This window comes from Paenibacillus lautus, assembly GCF_050482385.1.
GTDB classification, from domain to species: domain Bacteria; phylum Bacillota; class Bacilli; order Paenibacillales; family Paenibacillaceae; genus Paenibacillus_AQ; species Paenibacillus_AQ lautus_B.
The window spans coordinates 268,379-292,843 of the sequence record NZ_JBCNHV010000013.1; the positions used below are offsets into that span (position 1 = coordinate 268,379).

Genomic DNA, 24,465 nt, shown 5'->3' on the forward strand with positions numbered 1-24,465 from the left:
TTTTTTGTTCGGACATGATTACAAACGCGATAATTGGTTAAAAATAGATACTAAAATCCTTAGAAAAACAAACCATGTAACGAATGATGTGAAAATCGGACGCAAGGGGGGTTAAACGATGAGAACATTTAATACAATTGCTTTGCTGTTATTGATTATCGGGGGCATTAACTGGCTTTTGGTCGGCCTGTTTCAATACGACCTGGTAGCTGCATTATTTGGAGGACAGAGCTCCGCAGGGTCCCGCATTATCTATACGATTGTCGGTCTGTGTGCATTGTACTCGATCCGTTTCTTTGGTGATGTTACGAATGACGACCGAAATACTGCTAGAACAGCTAAATAGGTTACATTTAATAACACATAAATGACATGAATAAAGAGAGATATCCATAATCTCATAGATTAAAAAAGCCGTTCCGTATTCAGGAATGGCTTTTTTTCTGTCCAAATCTCAAGATTGTCAGTGAATTGTAATCTTCATGTGAGGTGCAAGATCAACATATACAGTATGAAATTTCCAGTGTTTATGAGGCTTTGCATGCTCTATAGTTAAAGATAAAAACGACATATTTACGAAGTTTGGAAGGGACTCATAGAATAAAGTCAAGCCATTGCAGTGCAGAAATCGGAAGTCAACGAAATGGTAGAAAACATTACATGATATCTGTCGCCAGTCTCTTTTTTTGCGTAAGCAGTGAAAAAGGACTCCTTCACCATAACGAAAGAGTCCGGAACGAATAGCGAAATAAAGATACGCTGAAGGGGAGTGAGGCTGTTACGACTCAGGCAAGTTTTAGGAGTGGAATGCATTGTACATCGCATCCAGCAGGCTGTGTGTCGCATCACAGCTGTATTCCCAGAACATAATACCAGCCAAGCCTTGATCTTGTATATATTTGCATTTATGAGTCAGGGATTCGGCATCATCGTAAGTGATGAAGCTGCTGCCATCGAATAAAAATGGCGCTTTGGCTTCATCGTCCCAGTACCGCTTATATGAAGGATTGCTAAGATACTCGGCTGCGAGCTGGGTATAGGTCGGGCCGTAACCACCGGAGGATGGGGCGACCTGGAGGTAGCCGTTGTTCACATCCGGCACATCCTTCCACTTCCTGGAGTAGAATGCGGCGCCGATCACGATTTTTTCGCGCGGCACACCGGCTAGGGTGAACAGGCGGACGGAAGCATCGACGCTGATTCGGAACAGATCGCCGGTGGAGGTGTACAGGTTGGTGTGATGGCCCGTCATCGTCTGGAATCCGCCGCGCATGTCGTACGTCATCAGCTGAATGAAATCGAGATAGGGGTGGATGTTATGGATCTCGGTACCATCGATATAGTATTGATCGGCCCCGGCCGCGATCGTGAGCAGATAATGCTTCTTGCCCCGCCCGTACTGATCCAGTGTTTCCCGGAGCTCCTTCAGCAGCAGCGTGAAGTTCTCCTTGTCGCTTGGCGATGCCGCCGTTCCGGCTATCGAGTAGCATGGATACTCCCAGTCCAGGTCAATGCCGTCGAATGGAAACTCTTGCAGCAGTTTGATGGCCGATTCACACACGCTTTGTCTTCCTTCGAGCGTGGCTGCAGCTTCCGAGAATCCGCCGGAGCCCCAGCCGCCAACGGACAGCAGAACGGTTAACTGGGGATTGACGGTTTTCAGGCGTTGGATCTCGTGAATGGTGTTCGTGTCGGTATACGTAATCTTGTCTTCTTGGAGATGGGCGAAAGCGACGTTCAAGTGAGTGAGCCGCTTGGCATCCTCGGCGGTGATCTCGGATAAGACTCTGCGCCCTGCATAACCGGCTAAAATCCAGGATGATGGCTGCATACGTGAATACCTCGTTTCTTTTAGAATATGTCAGTTTTGCTTTTACGGTTTATTTTTCCAACTTACGGTCAGATATGACATCTGTCAAGGCTCATCCCATTGGCCGGAATGACAATTTGCCGGAGGGGAAGGGTCAAAAACCACATGTTTTCTTGCCTGAAAACGACAATGACAAGAGTGAAAAGGACGTAAAAAGCCCGTCATACCAATGCATGAAGCCGTTTTCATTAGACCATTGAAAATGACATATTTACGGATAGTGCCGCGGTCCATACACTTGGGATGTAAGCGTTAACATTTCTGAAGCGGGCGAAAAGCTGCACGCTAAGGAGTGGTCAGGAAGGCTCTTTCTTTTACATTAAACAGGGGTGCTTTTCCGAAAAAAATGGCCGGATTTTCATTAGAAAAGGAGGGGGCAACCTATGCAGCAAGATGGTCAATCCGCCCTGTCGCAAAGCTTATCGGTTAACACGATGCCGAATCGTAAGAAAAATACATTATGGAGGAGGATGATTCGAAACTGGGAGTTGTATTTGTTTATAGCTCCGGCATTTCTGTATTTTGTCATTTTCCATTATGGCCCGATGTACGGGATCCAAATCGCCTTCAAAAACTTCATCCCGACGTTGGGAATAACGGGAAGCCCGTGGGTCGGATTCGACCACTTCGAACGCTTCTTTAACTCTTATTACTTCTGGGATTTGCTCTGGAATACCTTGAGCATCAGCTTGTACGAGCTGGCTATCGGTTTTCCGCTGCCCATCATTCTGGCACTGGCCTTCAATGAAGTGAAGGATTCGTTCTTTAAACGTACCGTACAGACCGTCACGTATGCACCGCATTTTATTTCGGTCGTTGTCATGTCCGGTATGATCATTACCTTCTTGTCGCCTTCGTCCGGCATGATTGTTAACTTTGTGGAAATGCTTGGCTTTCAGGCGCCGCAATTCCTGACGGACCCTGCATGGTTCAAGACGGTGTATGTGCTGTCCGGCGTCTGGCAGAGTGCAGGCTGGGGTACCATTATATATCTCGCAGCCTTATCGGGTGTCGATCCTCAGCTGCATGAAGCAGCTGTCGTGGACGGAGCAAGCCGGTTCAAACGGATTCTGCACATCAACATCCCGGCGATTATACCTACGATTACCATCCTGTTGATCCTGAACATGGGCAGCATTTTGGGCGTCGGATTCGAGAAAATCCTGCTGCTGCAGAACCCGCTGAATATGAGCTCTTCCGATGTTATCTCGACTTTTGTTTATCGTTCCGGTCTGGTTGACGCGCAGTACAGCTTCTCTACCGCCGTCGGATTGTTCAATTCGGTCATTAATGCGATTCTGCTGATTGCGGTGAACCAAATCGCTCGTCGCACCAGCGAAAACAGCCTGTGGTAGAAGGGGGAATAACATATGTCATCCACGGTAAGGGAAAGCAAAGGGGATAAATTATTCCTGCTATGCAACTACATCTATCTGACGATTGCGCTTGTCATCGTACTGTACCCGCTGCTGTACATTGTCAGTGCCTCCATCAGTGATCCGAAGTACGTAAGCTCAGGTGAAATGTGGTTGATTCCGAAAGGGATCACTTTTGATGGATATGCCCGAGTGTTTGAGAACGCCAACATTTGGATTGGCTACAAGAACACGATTATTTATACAGTGATCGGTACGATCGTGAATCTGATTGTCACGCTGCCTGCAGCCTATGCGCTCAGCCGTTCTGATTTTGTGGGCAGAGGATTTTTTATGGCGGTGTTTCTGGTTACGATGTTTTTCGGCGGGGGACTGATTCCGAGTTACCTGCTCGTTAAGGATCTTGGCATGGTCAACAGCATGTGGGCTCTTATTCTGCCGGGAGCTGCGTCCATATGGAATATTATTGTGTCCCGGACGTTCTTCCAATCGACCATTCCGAAGGAGCTGCAGGAAGCTGCCCATATCGACGGCTGTACGAACTTCCGGTTATTCATCAAAATCGTACTGCCGCTCTCGATGCCGATTATTGCCGTCATGGCGCTCTTCTACGGAGTCGGCCACTGGAACAGCTATTTCAGTGCCATGATTTATCTGAACGATGCCGCGAAGTACCCGCTGCAGCTCTTCCTGCGTCAAATCCTGGTTCTTCAGGAGATGGCGGCACAGGGCGGCGGGGCGATTGACGCCTCGTCCGCAGCAGCGATGAATTCCAAAGCGGAAATTGCCGCATTGGTCAAATATGCGGTCATTATCGTTGCGACACTTCCGGTTATTGCTGTTTACCCGTTCCTTCAACGTTACTTTGTGCAGGGTGTTATGATTGGTTCCGTTAAGGGCTGATCTTAAACCATACAATCCACACCAAAAAAGGGGAGTTGTTGTCATGAAAAAGCTTCGTAAGGCATCATCTATTTTACTCTGCCTCACCCTCTCAGCAACCATGCTTGCAGCCTGTGGTTCACCCAAAGGAGACGGCGCTGCTACAGCACCGTCCGGGACGGCCAGCACGGAAGGGGTAAAAAAGGAAGGTTTCCCGATTGTGGATGAGCCGATCACGCTGACGGTCATGTCACAGGATGCCGGTGTAGCCGATTGGAATACGATGCCCGTACTACAAGAGATGGAGAAATTGTCAGGCATCAAGCTGGAATATCAGCTTTCTCCGATTGACAGCTTTGAAACGAAGAAAAATCTGGTGTTTGCGAGTGGCGATTTGCCCGATATGTTCTATGCGGCAGACCTGAAGCCGGCTGAGCAGGTGACTTACGGCACCCAAGGGATCCTTATTCCGCTGGAGAAGTACATTGACGAAGGTTATGCACCGAACATCAAAAAGATTTTTGACGAGAACCCGGATGTCCGCAAATCCTTCACGACCCCGGACGGACATATCTATGCCCTACCGTTCGTCGACAAGGCCGCCGTATGGTACAGAGGCCCGATGTGGTACAACGGCAAGTTCCTAAAAGCGCTAAACGTGTCCGAACCTAAGACTACTGAGGAATTATATACATTCTTGAAACGCGTCAAGGAAGAAGATCCTAACGGAAATGGAAAGAAAGACGAGATTCCGCTGACTTCCGTCAAGCTGGATGACCTGCGCATGTACTTCTTCGGCTTCTGGGGCATGTACAACGAAGGCATCTATTCTGACAAGGATGGGAAAGTACACTACCCTTATCAGGAAGAAGGTTACAAAGGCTATCTGACGTTCATGAACCGTCTGTGGAAGGAAGAACTGCTGGATCATGAAACCTTCTCGCAAACAGGCGATCAGAAAAAAGCCAAGGGAGAAAACAATCAGCTGGCTCTGTTTAACGACTACCATGCGTACTTCACGCTCGGTGGCGAACCTAGCGGCGAGCATCCGCTCATGACGCCAGTGAAGAGTGAAATCGCCGATTCTCCTGTATACGGCATGCACCCTGGTATGTCGGCAAGAGGCACATTCGCCATTTCGAGCAGCAACCCGTCTCCGGAAGCGACCATGCGCTGGATCGATTATCTGTACAGCTATGAAGGCGCGACGTTGTTTAACCAAGGGCCTGAAGGCACGTTGTGGAAATTCAAGGATGAGGCAAACCGCGTGAAAGAATGGCTCCCGGTTCCAGGCGGCGGAGATCGTGAGGAGTATCGCGGCAAAATCACGCCGAACTACGGTATTTTGACACCAGGCGTCAATGATCCGGATGTTGCGAAAGGTCTTCGCACTGAATTTGATGAGTGGATCGATCAGCAGAATCAAGAGAAGCTGGTGCCAATCGGAAAATCGCCATTCCCTAACGTTTATTTGACGAATGAAGAGCAGAGCGAGGCGACTGCGCTGTTGTCCGATTTGGAAACGTATGTAAAACAGATGGAAGCGAAATTCGTTACAGGCCAAGAGCCGCTTGAAAATTGGGATAAATACGTTGCACAAGTTAAGAAAATGGGCAGCGACCGTCTCGTCGAGCTTTATCAAGGGGCATACGATCGCTGGAATGCCGAGCAATAATCAGATGCATAGATGAAAAACAAAGAGCCAACGTATCCCGGTCTCGATTCATGACCGGGGGTTGGCTATTGTTTTTAAGGGGCAGGCAAACCTGTTCCAAGCGGTCTTCAAAGATATCGTTATCAACAAATGACTATTGGAGGTACACCATGTCGGAGAACAAGCTGGTAGAGGAAGAGCAAGCAGTAGTGGAGCAGGGCGTGCACAATTTCAGCAGTGAGGACAAATGGGTCAAGCCGGAGGATCCGCTGCTTTTGGAGCGCCTGGAATGGTTCAAGGACCAGAAGCTGGGCCTGATGATGCATTGGGGACCGTATTCCCAGTTGGGTCTTGTTGAATCATGGGCACTGAGCGATAAAGACGCGGATTGGTCACGTGACGGCATTGACTGGGATATCGATGCAGAGGAGCTTAAGCGGCAGTATTTTGATCTGAACAAGACCTTCAACCCGCTTCGCTTTCAGCCTGATCTGTGGGCTGACCTGGCAGCCGATAACGGCTTCAAATATTTGAACTTTACAACCAAGCATCATGACGGGTTCTGCATGTGGAACACGCATACGACCGACTACCGTGTCACGGGTCCCGACTGTCCGTTCCATACGCATAAACACGCCGATATCACGAAGGAGCTGTTTGAGGCTTTTCGTGCCAAAGGGCTCGGCATCTCCGCTTATTTCTCGAAGGCTGACTGGCATACGCCATACTACTGGGCGCCGGGAATGGAGGCGGGAAGCTTTACGTCACGCGGTCCTAGCTATGACCCGAAGAAATACCCGTGGCTGTGGGAACAGTTTGTCCAGTTTACCCATGAGCAGATCATGGAGCTGATGACCCGTTACGGCCGCATTGATGTGCTGTGGCTGGATGCAGGCTGGGTGAACGATTATCGTGATCAGAATATCCGGCTAGGTGAAGTGGTAGAGAAAGCGCGTGAGATTCAGCCTTGGCTCCTCTCGGCGGACCGCACGGTCGGCGGGCCTTACGAGAATCTGATTACGCCGGAGCAGACCCTCCCTGAGCGTGCTCTTCATGTGCCTTGGGAGAGCTGTATCACGATGGGAACTTCCTTCTCTTTCCGCTACGAGGATCGTTATAAAACGGTGCGTCAGCTCATTCATCTGCTGGTCGAGATCGTGGCCAAAGGCGGAAATCTGGCGCTCAATGTGGGTCCGCAGCCGGACGGTAGGCTGCCCGAGACGGCTATTTCACGAATGAAGGGCATGGGGGCATGGCTGAAAGTCTATGGAGAGGCGATCTATGGCACGCGTATCTGCGAGCCGTATTCCTCCGGGGCCGTCCAGTTTACCCAAAAAGACGATACGACCTATGCCATCTATCTGTATCGAAATGAACAAGATGCTGTTCCTGAAGAGCTGCACATTCCGATTCAGACGGCGTTCAGCCGCATTGATCTCGTCGGGGGTCAGGAGGCGCTCGATTATCGTCGCACGGACGATGGCGTTGCGGTCCGTCTTCCGGATCAGGAACGTCAGGGACCGGCCCCGATTGCGCATGTGTTGCGGTTTCGTTAAGAGGCGGGTTGTATAAAGTGCGTGTTCAAAAAGGTCGATTTTCAGTACCGAGAAGGTTGGATGAAGCTAGGGGCTGAGGAGCGGAGCGTACGTTTTGGGTACGTGAGCACCGGAAGGCCCGGCTGAATTCAAGATTCGATGCCGAGTTGCTTCCTGATTCGCTTCGTGACTTTTTGAACAACCTCATAAACGTATTTTTCACTTATAACGACTTCATGAAGAGGTGGGGACAAATATGCAGAAATGGTTCGAAGAAGCCAAGCTGGGCATCTTCATTCACTATGGCATTTATGCCGTGGACGGAGTCTCGGAATCCTGGTCCTTCTACAATGGGAGGATCACGTACGACGAGTACATGAAGCAGCTGGACGGTTTTACGGCATCGAAATTCAATGCGGAGAAATGGGCGGATTTGATCGAGAAATCCGGTGCCCGGTATGCCGTGCTGACAACGAAGCACCATGATGGTGTTGCACTGTGGGATACGCAGTACAGCGATCTCAACGTGGTCAAGCGGACACCGGCCAATCGAGACATCGTGCGGGAGTATGCCGAAGCGATCAGGGAGAGGGGGATTCACCTGGGCATGTACTTCTCTCTGATTGATTGGTCGCATCCGGATTATCCGAGCGTGTTCGAAGGAGGCAAGGTGCCGGAGGATCTCAGCGGCGTCAACCCGCACACCAGTCCCGTGGACGGTGTTCAGGATCAGGAGAAATGGCGGAAATTTCTGGAGTTTAATAACAACCAGCTGCGGGAGATCCTGACGAATTACGGGAAAGTGGATCTGCTGTGGTTTGATGGCGATTGGGAGCGAAGTGCCGAGCAGTGGAATCTGCCGGAGTTCAAGCATTACCTGCAATCCTTCAATCCGGATATCATCATCAACTCACGGCTGCAGGGCCACGGTGATTATAAAACGCCGGAGCAGGGCATTCCGATCACGAGACCGGAGGGACCGTGGGAATTCTGCACAACGATCAACAGCTCGTGGGGCTACGTGCCGACCGATCATAAATACAAATCCTTGAACCAGATCATTCGGATGTTCTGCGACTGCATCTCGATGGGCGGCAATATGCTGCTGGATATCGGTCCGCGCGAAGACGGCACCATTGATCCAAGGCAGGAGGACATTCTGCTTGGGCTGGGTGCGTGGATCCGTACCCATGAGGAAGCTGTATTCGGAACGGGTGAGGGCATTATGACCCGCTATTATCTGGGGGGAAGCACGATTTCCGAGGACAGAAAGACACTGTACCTGTTTGTCTATGACGCTCCGAAAGAGAATGTGTGCATTAAGGGGCTGTGCAACCCGATCAAGAAAATTACCGTGCTGCATTCGGGCAAGGAGCTTACGCACGAGATTCATGGGGGCGTGCCTTGGTTCAACATCCCGGGGACGACGTGGATCAAGATGACTCCTGAAGACGCGCATGAACAGGTGACGGTTCTTAAGCTGGAGTTTGACGAGGAGCTGGAGATGTACGGCGGCTCGGGAGCTGTTGTCACGCATAACTAACCATCACGGGGAGGGACGTGCTTGATAAGTGCTTACCCTCCCTTATGAAGCGGAGAGAATGACATGAACAGAAGTGGAGTGCCGGAGCCGAGGATTGAGTATGCTCCCAAGCATTATTTATGCAAGCGTGCGGGGCAGCCGCTCGTGCTGGATGGCCGCGTGGATAAGGCATTCTGGGATGCGGCGGAGTGGACCGATGATTTCGTTGATATTGAAGGGGATCTTCGTCCGAAGCCGGGGAAACGGACCCGGGTCAAAATGCTGTGGGACGACGATTATTTTTATTTTGCAGCCGAGTTGATCGAGGATCAGATATGGGCGACATTGACGGAACGCGATTCGGTTATTTTCTATGACAATGACTTTGAAATATTCATTGATCCGGACGGAGACAGCCATCAATATTATGAATTCGAAATTAATGCCTTGAACACGGTGTGGGACTTGCTGCTCGTGAAACCGTACCGGGATGGCGGACCTCCGGTCAACGGCTGGGATATCAGCGGTCTTAAGACGGCGGTATTTATCGATGGGGAGCTGAACCGTCCTGGCGCCGACAACCGGAAATGGAGTGTGGAGGTGGCGATTCCTTGGACTAGTCTCAAGGAATGTGCCGAAGGTGGCCGCCGCCCTGCGCCAGGTGAGTTCTGGCGCGTCAACTTCTCGCGCGTGGAATGGCAGACCGAAGTGCAAGACGGCGAGTACCGTAAGGTGCTGAATCCGGAGACAGGCAAGCCTTTTCCGGAGGACAATTGGGTATGGTCGCCGATGGGCATCATCAATATGCATTACCCGGAGCTGTGGGGTTACGTTGTGTTCGCGGGTGGCGAGGAGCAACAGCCGTTTACGCTTCCGGAAGACGAACGGATCAAATGGGAGCTGCGCAGACTCTATTACCGGCAGCGTAATTACTATGAAGCCCATGGTGAATTTACGCAGGACACGAAGCAGCTCATGGGCGACGATGCATGGAGCATCCAGCCTGTGATTGAAACGACTCGCAGCCTGTTCCAGATTAGCGCGCCTTCATCGGACGGCACGGCTCTAATCTGCATTCGGGAAGACGGAAAGCTATGGAGGGAGTGAACGCTAGGATGACCAGCCAAACCGCGGTGTTCTCGCTGGATTCGCAGACACGGGAGCGGATCGAGCAAAAGTTTCAGGAGAAGATCATCTTTGCGGAAGCGCGCAAAGATAAGCTGTTTCATGTTTTGGAGCAGGAACTGACCGATGAAGAGATTTGGGCCCTGAAATATTTGTTTGCTTACATGCCGGTGAACGACATGGCCGACTATGATGGAGAATTGTTCTTGAATCATGTGCGCCAAGCCCTGGACATCCGTAAGCGCGTGCCTTGGGGCGAGCGCGTGCCGGATCATCTGTTCCTGCATTTTGTGCTTCCTTACCGGGTTAATACGGAGAATATTGAGGATTTCCGCGGCATTCTCTACAACGAATTGGCTGAACGGACCGCGAAGCTATCCATGGCGGAGGCCATTCTGGAGACCAATTATTGGTGTCATGAGAAGGCGACCTACATCGGCAGCGATCTGCGGACGATTTCGCCGCTGACGATGATTCGGAACGCACGCGGACGCTGCGGCGAGGAGTCCACGCTGGCGGTGGCCGCTCTTCGAAGCATTGGCATCCCCGCGCGTCAGGTCTATACGCCGCGCTGGGCGCATTGCGATAGCAACCATGCCTGGGTGGAGGCATGGGCGGACGGCCAGTGGTATTACATCGGGGCATGCGAACCGGAAGCCCGCCTGAATCAAGGCTGGTTCAGTCCGCCAGCCCGCAGAGCGATGCTGATCAATACACGAATTTTTGCCGATTATCCCGGACCGGAGGATATTACCCTCAATGAAAAGGGATTTACAGAGATTAATTTGCTGGAGAACTATGCGCCGGCCCGCACCCTTTACGTGAGTGTGAAGGATCGGCAGGGAGCGCCCGTATCCGGCGCAAGCGTTCGATTTGAACTGTATAATATGGCTGAATTTTATCCGATCGCCGAAATCAAGACTGATGAGCAAGGAGAGGCTTCCTTTAAGACCGGTTATGGCGACCTCTTGGTTCGTGCGGTCAGCGGCGGCAAGTGGAGTGAAGCTCTGTTTAAGGCCCAAGACGGCGAACATATCGAGCTTGTGCTTGATTCATCCGAACAGTCGTCAGGAATCGTAGATTTCGATATGGTTCCTCCACCGGAAGGAGAAGGGGACGCCGCGACGGCGTTATCCGAAGAGAAGACCCAGGCTCATAACCGCCGTCTGGAGGAAGGAACGAAGGTCCGGACCGAATATGAGGGGACATTCCTGGGCGAAGAAGAGGCATTGGCACTGGCCCATTCATCAGGACTGCCTCCGGAGCGGGTGTGGGACGTCCTTCAAAAAGCCAGAGGAAACAGCAAGGAAATCGCAGCATTCCTGAAGGAGCGTTCCGGGGAATATGGCGAGTGGCCGCTGCGGCTGCTGGAATCGCTGAACGAAAAGGATTTGATTGATACCTTCCGGCAGACGCTGGATGATCATCTGATGGGTGCGCTCTCGCAGCGTGGACAGTGGGATGAAGATACCTTCGTGAAGTACATCCTGTGCCCGAGGGTTTCTTATGAAATGCTGGTTCCGTATCGACGCCTATTCGGTGAGACCTTTACGGCTGCGGAAACTGCAGCATTCAGGAAGGATCCTTCCGCACTTGCCGAGCGTTTGGAGCAGGGCTATGCCTATGCGGAGGACCTTCCCAACCTGAAGGGTAAGGGAAATCCGGCGGGTACGTACAGTCTCATGAAGGGAGACGAACAGTCGCTGGACATTCTATTTGTGGCTGTATGCCGCAGTCTGGGGATTCCCGCCCGACTGCATCCTAGCGAGCAGAAGCCGCAGTACTTATATGACGGAGGCTGGGAAGATGCGGTGTTCCGTCTGGGCTCCTCTCGGAATCAGGAGAGCTCAAGCTGGGGAATGCTGCAATTTCTCAGGGATCCGAAAGGTTCGCAGGATACCCCGGCCGCATCCTATGCCGAGAACTTTACCTTCGCCCGCTTGGAAGACGGCGTATACAAAACGCTGGTGTATCCTTATGGCAGCACGGATGTTTACGACGAGCCGTATGAGGTTGAACCGGGTTCGTACCGCCTAACATCGGGCATCCGGCTGAAGGATGGCACGGTAAGAGTACGCTTCACGTATTTTACCGTGCGTGCCGGAGACACCGCGCGCGTGGCGCTGACCTATCGTGAGACGGCGGTCGACATTCCGGTGCTGGGCAAACTGGCGCCGGGCAGTACGCTTACCCGATTAGATGGAACGGAAGCCGTTCTTAAGGATCTTCTGGGATCCGAGGGCGCTATCGCTGCCTGGATCGAACCGGAGCGGGAGCCGACCAAGCATTTGCTTCGCGAGCTCAGCGAGCTGGCCGAGCCGCTGGATAAGCTGGACTTGCCGATTGTGCTGGTGATCGGGGATGCGGAATGGACGGCTTCCTTTGATCCGGCAAGCTATCCGAAGCTGCCGGCCCGCACCATTTTTGTACGGGATTCCAGTTATGCTTCCTTGTCGGGTTTCATTCCGAATCCGGCAGCCCATGAAGCCGGTTATCCTCATCTGTTCGTCCTGGACCGTCAAGATCAAATCCGTTATACGGCTTCCGGATACAAGATCGGCACCGGGAAGGAAGCCCTGCAGATTGCGACCGCGATATTACAACCCTAGAAGGGAACGGAGTGAAGAGTAATGACGAATTATATTGTAGCGGGTTACGCCGTCGATTCGGTTCTTCCCGACATGACGCATGAGGATCTGCTGAAATTAACGCATCTGAACGTAGCCTTCGGTCATGTCAAGCATGATGAGATCACCACTGAGCATTTGAAGAATGGCGAGGTTGTCCGGAACATCAAGCGGGATCACCCGACTCTTACGGTACTTCTGTCTGTTGGCGGCTGGAGCGCCGGCGGTTTCTCTGAAGCCGCCTCAACCGAAGACGGAAGGGACCGTATGGCCGCATCCGCCATACGGGTACTGGAGGAATACCCTTTTGACGGTATCGATCTGGACTGGGAGTATCCATGTTACGGTGAGGCCGACATAGGGTCGAGTCCGGATGATAAACGGAATTTCACCCTGCTGCTCAAGACGATCCGGGAGGCGCTGGATGCTAAGGGCTCCCGGGATGGCCGGCATTACCTGCTCACGATTGCGGCAGGGGCTGACCAGTACTATGTAGACGGCACGGAGATGGCTGAGGTGCAGCAGTACCTGGATTTTGTCCAGTTGATGACCTATGATATGCGAGGCGGGTTTCAGGTTCTGACCGGACATCATACGAATCTGTACACGTCGACCGGTGATCTGTTCCGAATCAGCACGGATGCTTCCGTGAACCTGTTCGTTCGGGCCGGCGTCCCGAAGGAGAAGATAGTCATCGGTGCCGCATTCTACTCCCGTGTATGGAATGAGGTACCGGATCGAAACCATGGCCTTCACCAAATGGCTGGCAGCACAGGCGGCTATGGTCCGACCTTTGCCGAGCTGGCTGCGGAGTACATCAACAAGAACGGCTACATTCGTTATTGGGACAAGGAAGCCTGTGCGCCGTACCTTTTTAACGGCTCCAGCTTGATTTCTTATGACGATGAGGAATCGATTCAGTGCAAATGCAATTATGTGAAAGAACAAGGCTTGGCCGGGATCATGTTCTGGGAATATGGATGCGACCCGACCCAACGTCTGCTGGGCGCTATGCATCAAGGACTTCAAAGCATCTCGGCCGGGAAATAGGAACAGCTGGCGGTCGCGGTGGATCTGATAACTCGGATGAGTTTAAAACATACGAAAACCTCCCCTTAACGGTACGGCTCAGGGGAGGTTTCTATTTTTGCGGCAAAACCGCTACCGACTCACTATTCTTCGCCATCATCCGAATTCGTTATCCGGTGTACTCTTCGTCATCCTCATCCGGCGAATCAGCAGCGCCGTTGCTGCTGTGCATTTTGCGGTATTGACCGGGCGTGTACCCCGTCTCTTTCTTGAATTTGCGGATGAAGTTCGGCGTGTCCAGGTAACCGACCCGGGTGATGATATCCTTTAATGGATCGGTTGTGTGCAGCAGCAGCCGGATCACCTCATCCATTCGTTTCTGCCAGATGTATTGGGTAAAGTTCATCCCGATCTTCTCCTTGAAGGAGCGGCTGAAATAGGATGAAGAGATGGAGAATTTAGACGAGATCGTGCCCAGGCTGAGGTCATAGTCCGTAAAATTGGCATCGATAAAGGCAACGATTTCGTCCATCAGGGAGCTCTCTTCGGTCTCGCTCTTCGCCTCGACATGGGCGCAGATTTCCGCGGCAAGGCCTGCCAGCTTCTTCTCCAAATCCTCCAGCGAGTCATAAGAGGTGACCCGTGGAAGCTGATTGACCACATGATGGATGCCAAGCTCGGACGCGGTCTTCAGCATCGTATTCAGAATATCGAAGCAGATACAGCGCAGCAGCGGTACGGACGGCATTTCCGTCTTCAGGTTATTCAATGCGGTGGATACCATCTGAACCGCTACATCGTAACTGCCCTGTTTCAAGCTTTGAACCAGCTTCAGCAGCACATCCTTAGGGACCCAGAAGGATGAATCCTGTGCGCTGGAACCGGAAAGTGCGTTAAAGAAGGTGCTGCTGCCCTGTCCGTGCAGCATGGAAGCCTCCAAAGCGGTTGATGCTTCAATGAAGGATTGATTCAGCTGCTCCGGATAACTGTAGCGGTTGCCTACCCCGATCGCAGGAGAGACGCCCGTGTGCTCTCCCGCCATCGATTGCAGGGCCAGGGCGATCGGCTCCATACGGGCGTTAAGGCTCGCTTCATGCCCGGTTTCGGCATCAAATCCGACAATGAGGGCCAGCTGATCGGGCTGTGGCAGCTCCACTCCATAGGCATAGGCGGAAAACGCCGGCAGCTCCACATCGTTCATTAACTGCATGACGGGCCGCCGCTCCGGATTGTCGCCAATGGGCAGGGCGTGCGTTTCCCAGCCCATAGTCAGGACAAAATAATGAGATTGGCTGAAGCGAATGCCCAGCTTCTCGGTGAACTCGGAGGGGAATTCGCCGGTATGGCCATGCTTCAGCAGCATGAGCAGAATATGATTCCGCGCATAAGGCTCTTGAAGATCGACGCGCTGGCTGTAGTCATGCAGTGTTTTCTTGATCCATTCCAGCTCGTTGCTGGATGTGGACGTTTCCGGGTCATTCTTCAAGCGGATGAACTCCATCAAGTCTGAAATCGGATGGTATTGCCTGCGAGCCAGCATAATGGCAAGAATGGTGCCCATCACTACGACGAAGGAGAATACCAGAATCACGAAGGTGCGAATATGAACGATACGGCTGAAAAATTGGTTGCTTGGCATCGCGGTGACATAAGTCCAGCCCGCATCGGATTTGACGGATACAACCGAATGAGGCTCTTGGTTCAAGGAAAGGCTGTGGGTTCCAGGCTCAAGCGCGAACAGGGCGTGGACTTCCTGCTCGGTAATGGTTTCGCCTTGGTGATTAGCGGCCAGCACTTGTCCGTAATTATCGAATATATATGTCATCCCATGGTAGTCGCTGAGGATGGATTCGATCAATCCGGTCAGATTGGACTCATGGATCAGGTACATGACGGTGCCGTGGGCAGGCGTATTGTTAGGTGCGATCGGCACAAGGTATGCCAGCATGGACTTTTGGATTTTGGTCCCCTGAACCACTTGCTCCGCCGGGCGCATGGTCGGAATCGGGACAGAGTTTAAATCACGGACCATCTCCGTTTCGTTCCAGCTGTTGAATTTATAGCGGTCGGTGAAGACGTTCAGATTCTCAAAGCCCTGTGACGAGTAAATGCTGTTATCTCCGCGGAAGAACAGGAACAGTTCATCAATAATGGAGCTGGTGGCTTTGTATTTGACCAAGGCCCCGATGGATTCACGGCTGTAGTAAGGATGGTGAGTCCAATAACGGGTCAACTGCTCATCGTAGGCGATGCGAAAGGCGATGTCCTGCAGTTCTTTCATGCGCTCATCGATGACGGTTTTAGCCTGGGTCAATTGATTGACATTGGTTTGCTCGATCTCGGAACGGAGCGTATTCACGGCATTGTGATAAATAATGATGGTTAATATAACAAGAGGTATCAGAAAAATGGAGATGTAGGACAGTGTGTATTTAAGCAGAAGCTTGGACTTGAAGTGATTCCATTTCATATCTGCAACCCCCGTTTTTACGATTTTAGATTATTAAGTTTTTAGCCGGAACTAACTCATTCTACACACGCGAGACGGTTCTTCAAATAGCAATTTGTGTTTTCACGTTACGCTATTTGATAGCGCTATCATAAATGCTGCCGAAGCAGATAGATACCCTATTAAAAATACTAGGAGAACTTGACTAATAAATCAATGGATCATTTCGAATATACAATGGAATCACGTCAAAAGTCTCAGATAGGGGGGGATATAACGAAACAATCGGTTCGAAAAAAAGCGGGGGATACGTGTTGAAGCGAAGATATCGGTAAAGGGGAGGATTGCAAAAAAAAGAACCCGTAGGTCAGACAACCTGCATGATGAGGCTGTCCAGTTACGGGTTCTATAAAGTTCCGTCCAATTTCGGGGGAAACGGACATGTACTTGGGTTGAACGAAATTTCGTTCTAATTTCCTGCAAGGATCCCTTCATAATCGTATTTGCACGATTACTCGTGCAAATCTCGTAAAACAGTTGGCATTAGCCCTCCTGTTGTGCGATTTTTCATACAAATTCCTGAGTCGATAGCTCTTATCCATTCAGTTTGTGTGATTTCTCGTACAAATCTCGTATAACAGCTGGCATTAGCCTTCCTGTTGTGCGGTTTCTCGTTCAAGTTCCTCAGTCGACAGCTCTTATTCATTCGATTTGTACGATTTTTCGTACAAATCTCGTATAACAGCTGGAATTAGCCATCCTGTTGTGCGATTTTTCGTACAACATCCTGAGTCGACAGCTCTTATCCATTCAGTTTGTACGATTTTTCGTGCAAATCTCGTAAAAGGCATACACCGGACCAAGCAACGTGCGCACAGGGAGCAGTGCACACATTGAAATTGGTTCCTTACTAGGTTGCGCTGCCCTCCGGTTGAGAGAGCCGCAACTGCTTGCGATAGATGAATCTGGAGATCGATACGCTGATTTCGTACAGCAGGAACAGCGGAACGATCACAATCAAATCGGACATGATATCCGGCGGCGTGATGGTGACGGCCACGATACATAGCAGAAAGTAGGCTGATTTGCGCATCTTGGCCAGCCGATGCGGATTCACGATGCCGAGCTTCGTCAGAAAAACGACGATGGCAGGCATTTCGAACAGGAATCCGAAAGGAACGGTCATATGGATCATGAACGTGAAGTATTTTTGCGCGGTATACATCGTTTGGAATGCGCCTTCGGCCATACGCTGCATGAACTGCAGCACCATCGGGAACAGCACGAAGTATCCGAAGCAGATGCCGGCAATGAATAATACGCTGATCACGGGAATGAGCAGCACAGCCGAGCGGTGAGTCCCATCCGGCAGCGCCGGCTGCACGAACCGCCATATTTGATAGGCGGCAATCGGAAGTGTGACGGTTACGGCCACAACGCCCGCAATGATCATATACACCCACATTACTTCGGAAGGACCGAGCAGAACGAGCTGTTTGTCCATGCCTCGTACCAGCCAGTGGTAGATCTTCTCGACGTAGATGAAGGCAGCTACTATCGCGACGAGAAACGCAATCAGGGTGCGGATCAGGCGCTTCCGCATTTCTTCCAGATGCTCGATCGCGCTCTGGTCGTTCGGATTAGCTGTGCTGCTTATCGACCGCTGCAGCAGTTTGCGGAGCATCGTCTTTTTTTCCATTCTCGTCGTCTCCGTTCATCAAGCCACGGGTTGCGCCCTTGAATTCGCTTAAGGTCCGCCCGAAAGCGCGACCGAGCTCGGGAAGCTTGGATGGACCAAATATGATGAGTGCGATAATCAAAATAAGAATTAAACCACCGATTCCGATGTTACCAAACGGCATGATCCTCGCTCCTTTCGATTGGTATTACTCCAGTTTGAAGCCGCTAATGGCTACAACGGCGCAGCGCGCCATGTTTTCACCGGAGCGGTGAGGCCATGTGCTGGTTGGTTTGCTGAGGTCCTCCGTATTCTCGCCCGGGTGTTGGACGGACAGGAAGAGCGTCTGCTCGTCGGGTGTGAAGAAAGGACCTGTAAGCTCGGATTCCACCGGACCGGAGGCGAATTGCAGCGCGACCCCTTGATCCGGCCCGCTTGTTGGAATCACAAACAGTCCGTTGTTCATAAAGGATTTGTGAACGCCTTTGTTCTGGCTGCTGCTGGAGATATCCGTCACGACCCACAGATCGCCGTTCGAGTCGAAAGCCAGGTTGTCCGGCGAGCTGAATCCGGATTGGCGTCCTCCCGCAGCAAAAATTTCAAAGTCAAACTCCATGGCTGCCAGATCGTTGCCCGCTTCAAAAATGCGCGTTATATGACCATGGATGTTGCCGTGATTGTCGTTGTTCGTATGGCAGATAAACACGGTGTTATCGAACGGCGAGATTTCGATATCCTCTGGACGGTCCGTTGGTGTTCCGCCGACAAGACGCGCAGCTTCCTGGCAGTAAGTGACCACATCGCCTTGGAACTTGAATTTGGCTTGTGCCTCTTTATCCTCTGCGGCGGCCTTGGTTACGGCCTCCAGGGTGACCGGCTGCCATTTGCCTGACTTCAGGTTGGCCACGTACAGGGTTCCGTCTTCCAGAAGCGCGGAGTTAGCTCGGCCTTTGCTTTTATCATATTTGTTTTTGCTGATGAATTTATAGACACAGGCATCCTTCTTGTCGTCGCCCATATAGACAACGATCCGGCCGTCTGCGGCAAGGCCCATCGCGGTATTCTCATGATTGAATCTGCCGAGGGCTGTATGCTTCTTCAGGAAGGATTTATCGAATGGGTCAACCTCAACGACCCAGCCGTAATGCGTATCCGGCAGGTTAGAGACTGCCGCGGTGTCCTCGAAGTTCTCCTCGCAAGATAAGACTGTGTTCCAAAGCGTCACGCCGCCGGAGCAGTTGGCAAACGTGCCGGTAGCTGTCGTTGCGCCTTTCAGGGCAGGGATGCCTTTGGCCGGACCGGTGATATCGAATTTGCTGAAGCCGTTGATGCGGCGGGCATGGGTGGAGGTGGTGTCCATTTTCCATACACCCTTCTCGTCACGGTATACTTCGATAACGGACATGCCTTGATAATATAGGTTTTTATGGATTTGGTCCGCCGTCATCTTCCCGTCCTTCACAGGACCGATGGAGAAGATGGTGGAGTATTCATGATTGTTGACCAGGAGGCCGCGGACATTGGAGCCCTTAAGCGGAAAAAATGCGTTGTAATCACAGCCGGAGCCGAATTTTTCGCCAGCCGGATTGATCACGTCATCAAAAGCCGCAATGACATCATATTTAAAGTTTTTAGGCAGGACGAGCTGGTCTGCTTTGGTTGGTTCGATTGGTTCGAAGTAACCGCTGACCCGATTCGTTTTGAATCCGAACAGATGATTTGCGGTTCCGGACATGGCGGAAGCCTTCCCTTCCAATACGCCTAAGCCTGCGGAAGCGGCTGCCAATGCGGTTGCACCAGTACCCAGATAAGACAGAAACGTTTTGCGATCCATCGTTTTACTCAAGCTTATCCACCCCTAATGTATAAATTGCCATCAGGACAAGTTTATAGGGAAAGTGTTAAGGGAATATCATCGGTGAATGGTGGAATTGTAAAAATAAAGTAATCTAGGTATGATATACGGTTCTAATTTTAATAACTTGGCCTAACTGCCAGATGATGGTGTCAAATTGAACAGATTCAGTTATTTGGGTCCTAGGTGAATTGATTGGATTGAATTGATGGATGGATTGTGTGGATCGACCGAACGGCCGATTTGTTACGATCAACCTACTGTGTCGAACGGATAGAATGAATCGAAGGACGCGAATGGATTGATGGACGGATTGTATCGATAGGGCGAGGTTTGTTGGTCTGCGGAATACCAGACGCTGTATGAGCGTGTTAACTGTTGCGATGATTTGAGGACAGAGGTTCCACTATTACGCCTCGATTGGTGGGTTGGGGGTTAAATGAGGACATCAGATCCGTTATTACATAGAATATGGCTGTTAATCGTGGTATTTATAGTAGATAGCGGATTCTGAGTCCGGAAGTACGGGGAAAGTTGCTGTTTTTTTGAAATAACGGATCTAGTGTCCATTAGTTTGTTTATTCGTCTCTTGGATATCTGCAAGAACAGCAAAAACTGTTGCATGCTTCCGTCAGTACTGCAAAATGAAAGAAATATAAAGAACCATATAGACTGATTAATCAGTCTATATGGTTCTTTATTATGTTTAATTAAGGTTATACCGCTGCCGCATCTGTTCGGCCATGACACAAATCTCCTCAGTGCCTGGCATCGTAAACCTGGAAGCGGCTTCTGTCAGCTCCTTGCCTGACTGCCAGCTGCGGATGGCCTCTTTTACAGCAACGATAAACGGGTGCACGGCGTTCTGATCGGTACCGATGTTCGTAAGCTCTTCAAGACTGGCGGTGCTGTTAGCCTCTACTAGAGGATATTGCTTGGGGTCTGCACCCGCAGCGGCAATATCATAGAAGGAACGAACCAGCCGGGCACGCTCGCTGCCTGAGCCTTCGGCGATGATAAAAGCCTGGATAATGAAGGCTTTACGCTGTCGCCGCTGGGCAATGCCGCAAAATTTAAGGCCACCTATGCTTAAATCGAACGTACCGGGACAGAAGGCGCCAGCAATTTCGCCGGTATCTACGTTCTGTCCGGTGCCGCGGAGGGCCTCCCGGATCAGCTCTACCATGATCTCAAAGTCCTGATGAAAGTCAGGCGCCGGTCCCGTAGAGGAAAAGGGAAGGATGAGGGACAGGTTCACCACGCCAGCGTCTAAGGGAACAGCAGCACCGCCCGAATGGCGGACGGCGGTGTCATAGCCGAGGGAACGAAGCATAGCTTCCCCTTGCGGTGCATGGGGAAGGCGGCTGTCGCGCACACCCATCACAAAAGCGCGCGGATGCCGCCACAGATGGCAGACGGCCGGCCCACCACCTCCGGTCAGCCTGCATAGGAGCTCGTCCAGCGCAAAATGGTACAGCACGTCCTGGTGCGATAAATCATGTGTCCGGTCGAGCAGCAGGACGGGTTGATCTTCAGGTAGTGACAGCGGAATATTCACGCTTTCTTGCGCCTCCTCTTATATATGGATCGTGCATAGACCATGGAAGGGTTTGTCTTCCGAAGGGGAGCCCGATCGTTATTTTCTTTGAACAGCATACCATAAATTCATACTGAAGCGGCGAGCCTCGCCTTATGAGTCGGGGACCTTTGCTGCCTGAGCAAGCTCCTGGCAATGGTTCGACTTAACGCGGTCTGTCTCTGTGAATGTACGTCGATCGACGTTTTTGTTAAGATATCAGAAAGTATAAACTTCATAAGCTTGAAACTTCCTGATATCGCAACAAAAACTTCTGCTAAACGCTGTCTGTCATCTGTGAATGTACGTCGATCGAAGTTTTTGTTATAATCCGAGTAAGTCTATTGTCTTTATAAGTGATCTTGGTGGAGAATGATTTCACTTCATATATAAAGGAGAGCATCAACATCATGGAGATTTATAATAGTGTAGTTGATATGATCGGTCAGACGCCAATGGTGAAACTTCAGTGGCTACTGCCTGAAGGGTCTGCTGATGTCTATGTAAAGCTTGAGAGATTCAATCCTTCCGGCAGCGTGAAGGACCGCGCGGCGTACAATCTGATTCATACCGCAGAGGAACAAGGATTACTCCAACCGGGCGGCACGATTATTGAGCCAACGAGCGGGAACACGGGCATTGGCCTGGCGATGATAGCAGCAGCCAAGGGTTACCGCGCTATCCTGATTATGCCGGACAACATGTCCAAGGAACGGATAAATATATTGAAGGCGTACGGCGCGGAGGTCGTGCTGACACCGAGCACCGAACGCATGCCGGGCTCCATTGCCAAAGCGCTTGAGCTCAGGGAGCAGATTCCCGGCAGCTTCATTCCGCAGCAGTTTGAGAATGCGGCCAACCCAGACATTCACAGGTTGACGACAGCGCCGGAAATTTTGGGGCAGATGGAAGGGCGGCTGGATGCCTTCGTGGCAACGGCGGGAACGGGCGGCACCGTAACCGGTACCGGGGAAGAGCTGCGGAAGTCCCTGCCGAATCTGCACATCGCGGTAGTCGAGCCGAAGGGCTCGCCTGTGCTCTCCGGCGGACAGCCTGGACCGCACAAGCTGGTGGGTACGAGCCCGGGTTTTGTACCGAAGATCCTGAATACAAGCGTATATGATGAGATTATCCAGATTGCCGACGAGGATGCGTTGCAAACAGTGCGGGATTTGGCTCGCAGGGAAGGAATTCTGGTAGGACCGTCCTCCGGCGCATCGGTATTCGCTGCTCTTCATGTAGCGAAGCGGCTGGGGGAAGGGAAGCGGGTTGTCTGCATTGCCCCGGATACGGGAGAACGGTATTTGAGCATGGATATTTTCTAAGTGAGAAGGACCTCCGGTTAACCGGAGGTCCTTTCCTGTTGTTCTATGGGCGCACTCCACTGTTCGAGCCGTCGTTTAAGCTGTTTGAGATCTTTTACGACGACCACTTTGCCGGGATAATCTTCGAGAGTGTCCTGAGTCTGATATCTGCCTTTCCGCTGAAACGCGGCGCTCCATTCGAACATTTTTTTGAACATGCCCCAGTTGGGTGTATAATGCGCCTGTTCAAGTCGCAGTCGCTGCTTGATGAACCTTGTAATGATCCTGTAGGTTATTATGGAGTAGGACGGGTTCAGGAATACAATAAGATCTGCACGGTCGAAGCTGGGGCTGACCCAATTAAGGTGAGCGCCTTCGATGATCCAGCATTTCGTGTTGATGATGCTTATTAACATCGCATCCCGGTCCGCTTCGCTCCTCCGAATATCATCCGGCTCGGCTCGCTCCCACACCACATTGTCGAGCTCGTAATAAGGAATGTGGAACTGGGAGGACAGCGTCCTGGCGAGTGTCGTTTTTCCGCTTCCGACGGAGCCGATAATATGGATCCGGTTCGGAATGTTAGTTACCATATGAGATCACCGCATTCATGAGAAATGGTAGCTAATCATTTCGGTACCGATGCGGCGATCTCCTGTCCTATTATTCGTAAAATTACACAACATCCTGCGGCGAATCGCGGAGCAACTTGAAGAAAGCGATGATTTGCTCGGCAATCCAGGCCGGTTGTTCTGCTGCAATGAAGTGCCCGCCCGCATTTAGATCCTTCCAGTGGATCACATTCGGGAAGATCCGTTCCACATAGGATCGGGGCGGACGCTCGTTCCGCTGAGCGCTTAAGGTGACACCATGCGGTACAGGTGAGCTTTCACCTGGCCCCGGCCACCTCGTATGCTTGCCTTCATAATAATAGCGGTTCGAGGCGTTGATGCTCTGGGTCAGCCAGTAGATGGAGACGTTGGCCATGAGCTGCGCCTTGTTGAAATGCTGCAACACATCGCCATCCTCGGGAGATGTCCAGTAGTGCCATTTTTCCAGAATGAACGCGGCCAGCGCCACGGGTGAATCATGCAATCCATAGGCTGCCGTCTGCGGCCGTGTTCCCAAAATATGGGCGTAGGCGCCCTCCTCGCGTCCCCATTGCTTCTGATAGTCGAGGAACTCGGCCTCCTCGGGCGAAAGCTTTGAGTTCGAGTCCACATAGGGACTGGGGTTCCCTGGCGATGTCGTGTGATAGCCGATGAACCGGTCGGGATGGTCGAGACACATGAGCCCCAGAATGCTGGCTCCGATATCATAGCCGTGTGCACCGAATCGTTCGTAACCGAGCTCTGTCATGAGATTCATAAGCAGTTCCCCCGCCTGGCGATCTTCAAAGCCCGGACGCAGTTCGATACCTGAGAATCCATGGCCCGGGATCGATGGGATGACAACGTCGAAGGAAGTTTCCGCATGGCTGCCAAATTGCTCAGGATTCGTAAGGTAAGGGATAAGCTCCAGCATTTCATAGAAGGAGCTGGGCCAACCGTGAGCAATGAGGAGCGGGATGGGGTGCTCGCCGCTGCCCTTAATATGTATGAAGTGAATGTCGATTCCATCGATTTCAGCGATATAATTCGGAAAGGCATGAATGGAGCGCTGGAAGGCTTCCCAATCGAACTCATGCCTCCAGTAGGCGGCCATGTCCTTCATGAAATCAAGGGGAATTCCATAATCCCATTGTCCTCCGGGGATTTCGTCAGGCCATCGGGTCATGTCCAGGCGCCGATATAAATCATCAATGGCAGCGGACTCGATTTGAAAAGAAAACGGTTGGATCTTCATTTGTTTCACCTCTTGGAAAGATGCGAGTCTGGTATACTGATAACAATCAACAAACTTGCGGTAGATAGGTAAACGAAGCGATAGGGCATTCTTTATATTGTTACGAGTGACCGTTAAAAATATATATCTGGTTAGCTA

Annotated in this window: 18 protein-coding genes; 10 read left to right on the plus strand and 8 right to left on the minus strand. The window is 51.4% G+C overall.

All coding sequences use genetic code 11. The features are described from left to right. Positions 1-118: 118 nt before the first annotated feature. Entirely contained in the window at positions 119-346 is a 228-nt protein-coding gene (locus ABEW73_RS17820) for a DUF378 domain-containing protein (protein WP_430166700.1), read from the plus strand. 450 nt (positions 347-796) lie between these two features. On the opposite strand, the gene ABEW73_RS17825 is transcribed toward ABEW73_RS17820, so the two are convergent. Further along, entirely contained in the window at positions 797-1,831 is a 1,035-nt protein-coding gene (locus ABEW73_RS17825; RefSeq protein WP_430166701.1) for a glycoside hydrolase family 18 protein, read from the minus strand. A 422-nt stretch (positions 1,832-2,253) separates the two neighbouring features. Between ABEW73_RS17825 and ABEW73_RS17830 the strand changes: the two genes are divergently transcribed. From ABEW73_RS17830 to ABEW73_RS17865, 8 genes are all read left to right on the plus strand, one after another. Then, positions 2,254-3,225 (plus strand): ABC transporter permease, encoded by a 972-nt coding sequence (locus tag ABEW73_RS17830; protein WP_076323853.1) that lies wholly within the window; start codon positions 2,254-2,256, stop codon positions 3,223-3,225. A 15-nt stretch (positions 3,226-3,240) separates the two neighbouring features. Continuing rightward, positions 3,241-4,149, plus strand: coding sequence for a carbohydrate ABC transporter permease (locus tag ABEW73_RS17835; protein ID WP_098749345.1), 909 nt, complete (start codon positions 3,241-3,243; stop codon positions 4,147-4,149). Positions 4,150-4,192: 43 nt separating this feature from the next. Then, on the plus strand, positions 4,193-5,803 hold the full coding sequence (locus tag ABEW73_RS17840) for an extracellular solute-binding protein (RefSeq protein WP_430166703.1): 1,611 nt from the start codon (positions 4,193-4,195) through the stop codon (positions 5,801-5,803). 149 nt (positions 5,804-5,952) lie between these two features. Continuing rightward, entirely contained in the window at positions 5,953-7,338 is a 1,386-nt protein-coding gene (locus ABEW73_RS17845; protein ID WP_430166705.1) for an alpha-L-fucosidase, read from the plus strand. A gap of 235 nt (positions 7,339-7,573) precedes the next feature. Continuing rightward, a complete protein-coding gene (locus tag ABEW73_RS17850; RefSeq protein WP_430166707.1) occupies positions 7,574-8,860 on the plus strand; it encodes an alpha-L-fucosidase in 1,287 nt (428 codons plus the stop codon). Positions 8,861-8,923: 63 nt separating this feature from the next. Further along, the gene (locus ABEW73_RS17855; protein WP_430166709.1) at positions 8,924-9,946 is read left to right on the plus strand and encodes a carbohydrate-binding family 9-like protein; all 1,023 of its coding nucleotides are present in this window, start codon (positions 8,924-8,926) and stop codon (positions 9,944-9,946) included. 8 nt (positions 9,947-9,954) lie between these two features. Next, positions 9,955-12,573 (plus strand): transglutaminase domain-containing protein, encoded by a 2,619-nt coding sequence (locus ABEW73_RS17860; protein ID WP_430166711.1) that lies wholly within the window; start codon positions 9,955-9,957, stop codon positions 12,571-12,573. 21 nt (positions 12,574-12,594) lie between these two features. After that, positions 12,595-13,641, plus strand: a complete 1,047-nt coding sequence (locus ABEW73_RS17865; RefSeq protein WP_430166713.1) for a glycoside hydrolase family 18 protein — start codon at positions 12,595-12,597, stop codon at positions 13,639-13,641. A 148-nt stretch (positions 13,642-13,789) separates the two neighbouring features. Here ABEW73_RS17865 and ABEW73_RS17870 read toward each other — a convergent pair whose 3' ends face one another. From ABEW73_RS17870 to ABEW73_RS17890, 5 genes are all read right to left on the minus strand, one after another. Beyond that, on the minus strand, positions 13,790-16,090 hold the full coding sequence (locus ABEW73_RS17870; protein ID WP_430166715.1) for a helix-turn-helix domain-containing protein: 2,301 nt from the start codon (positions 16,088-16,090) through the stop codon (positions 13,790-13,792). 889 nt (positions 16,091-16,979) lie between these two features. Further along, entirely contained in the window at positions 16,980-17,753 is a 774-nt protein-coding gene (gene tatC / locus ABEW73_RS17875; RefSeq protein ID WP_430166908.1) for a twin-arginine translocase subunit TatC, read from the minus strand. Continuing rightward, positions 17,710-17,931: a twin-arginine translocase TatA/TatE family subunit gene (gene tatA / locus ABEW73_RS17880; RefSeq protein ID WP_015737862.1), complete on the minus strand. Its 222-nt coding sequence runs from the start codon at positions 17,929-17,931 to the stop codon at positions 17,710-17,712. Before tatA ends, tatC begins: the two co-directional genes overlap by 44 nt. 24 nt (positions 17,932-17,955) lie before the next feature. Beyond that, positions 17,956-19,581 (minus strand): PhoX family protein, encoded by a 1,626-nt coding sequence (locus ABEW73_RS17885; protein WP_430166910.1) that lies wholly within the window; start codon positions 19,579-19,581, stop codon positions 17,956-17,958. 727 nt (positions 19,582-20,308) lie between these two features. Next, complete coding sequence (locus ABEW73_RS17890) at positions 20,309-21,160, minus strand: lipoate--protein ligase family protein (protein ID WP_430166717.1); 852 nt, start codon at positions 21,158-21,160, stop codon at positions 20,309-20,311. Between the two features lie 428 nt (positions 21,161-21,588). On the opposite strand from ABEW73_RS17890, the gene cysK reads away from it, so the two are divergent. Beyond that, a complete protein-coding gene (gene cysK, locus ABEW73_RS17895; RefSeq protein ID WP_430166719.1) occupies positions 21,589-22,503 on the plus strand; it encodes a cysteine synthase A in 915 nt (304 codons plus the stop codon). Between the two features lie 17 nt (positions 22,504-22,520). On the opposite strand, the gene ABEW73_RS17900 is transcribed toward cysK, so the two are convergent. Together ABEW73_RS17900 and ABEW73_RS17905 are read right to left on the minus strand one after the other, a co-directional pair. Continuing rightward, positions 22,521-23,075: a DNA topology modulation protein FlaR gene (locus ABEW73_RS17900; RefSeq protein WP_430166721.1), complete on the minus strand. Its 555-nt coding sequence runs from the start codon at positions 23,073-23,075 to the stop codon at positions 22,521-22,523. A gap of 82 nt (positions 23,076-23,157) precedes the next feature. Continuing rightward, complete coding sequence (locus ABEW73_RS17905) at positions 23,158-24,327, minus strand: epoxide hydrolase family protein (RefSeq protein ID WP_430166723.1); 1,170 nt, start codon at positions 24,325-24,327, stop codon at positions 23,158-23,160. Positions 24,328-24,465 lie beyond the last annotated feature (138 nt).

Excerpts from the sequence above, each read along its gene's own strand:
- ABEW73_RS17820 (WP_430166700.1), top strand. The coding sequence starts at position 119 with ATGAGAACATTTAATACAATTGCTTTGCTGTTATTGATTATCGGGGGC.
- ABEW73_RS17825 (WP_430166701.1), bottom strand. The coding sequence starts at position 1,831 with ATGCAGCCATCATCCTGGATTTTAGCCGGTTATGCAGGGCGCAGAGTC.
- ABEW73_RS17830 (WP_076323853.1), top strand. The coding sequence starts at position 2,254 with ATGCAGCAAGATGGTCAATCCGCCCTGTCGCAAAGCTTATCGGTTAAC.
- ABEW73_RS17835 (WP_098749345.1), top strand. The coding sequence starts at position 3,241 with ATGTCATCCACGGTAAGGGAAAGCAAAGGGGATAAATTATTCCTGCTA.
- ABEW73_RS17840 (WP_430166703.1), top strand. The coding sequence starts at position 4,193 with ATGAAAAAGCTTCGTAAGGCATCATCTATTTTACTCTGCCTCACCCTC.
- ABEW73_RS17845 (WP_430166705.1), top strand. The coding sequence starts at position 5,953 with ATGTCGGAGAACAAGCTGGTAGAGGAAGAGCAAGCAGTAGTGGAGCAG.
- ABEW73_RS17850 (WP_430166707.1), top strand. The coding sequence starts at position 7,574 with ATGCAGAAATGGTTCGAAGAAGCCAAGCTGGGCATCTTCATTCACTAT.
- ABEW73_RS17855 (WP_430166709.1), top strand. The coding sequence starts at position 8,924 with ATGAACAGAAGTGGAGTGCCGGAGCCGAGGATTGAGTATGCTCCCAAG.
- ABEW73_RS17860 (WP_430166711.1), top strand. The coding sequence starts at position 9,955 with ATGACCAGCCAAACCGCGGTGTTCTCGCTGGATTCGCAGACACGGGAG.
- ABEW73_RS17865 (WP_430166713.1), top strand. The coding sequence starts at position 12,595 with ATGACGAATTATATTGTAGCGGGTTACGCCGTCGATTCGGTTCTTCCC.
- ABEW73_RS17870 (WP_430166715.1), bottom strand. The coding sequence starts at position 16,090 with ATGAAATGGAATCACTTCAAGTCCAAGCTTCTGCTTAAATACACACTG.
- tatC (WP_430166908.1), bottom strand. The coding sequence starts at position 17,753 with ATGCTCCGCAAACTGCTGCAGCGGTCGATAAGCAGCACAGCTAATCCG.
- tatA (WP_015737862.1), bottom strand. The coding sequence starts at position 17,931 with ATGCCGTTTGGTAACATCGGAATCGGTGGTTTAATTCTTATTTTGATT.
- ABEW73_RS17885 (WP_430166910.1), bottom strand. The coding sequence starts at position 19,581 with ATGGATCGCAAAACGTTTCTGTCTTATCTGGGTACTGGTGCAACCGCA.
- cysK (WP_430166719.1), top strand. The coding sequence starts at position 21,589 with ATGGAGATTTATAATAGTGTAGTTGATATGATCGGTCAGACGCCAATG.
- ABEW73_RS17900 (WP_430166721.1), bottom strand. The coding sequence starts at position 23,075 with ATGGTAACTAACATTCCGAACCGGATCCATATTATCGGCTCCGTCGGA.
- ABEW73_RS17905 (WP_430166723.1), bottom strand. The coding sequence starts at position 24,327 with ATGAAGATCCAACCGTTTTCTTTTCAAATCGAGTCCGCTGCCATTGAT.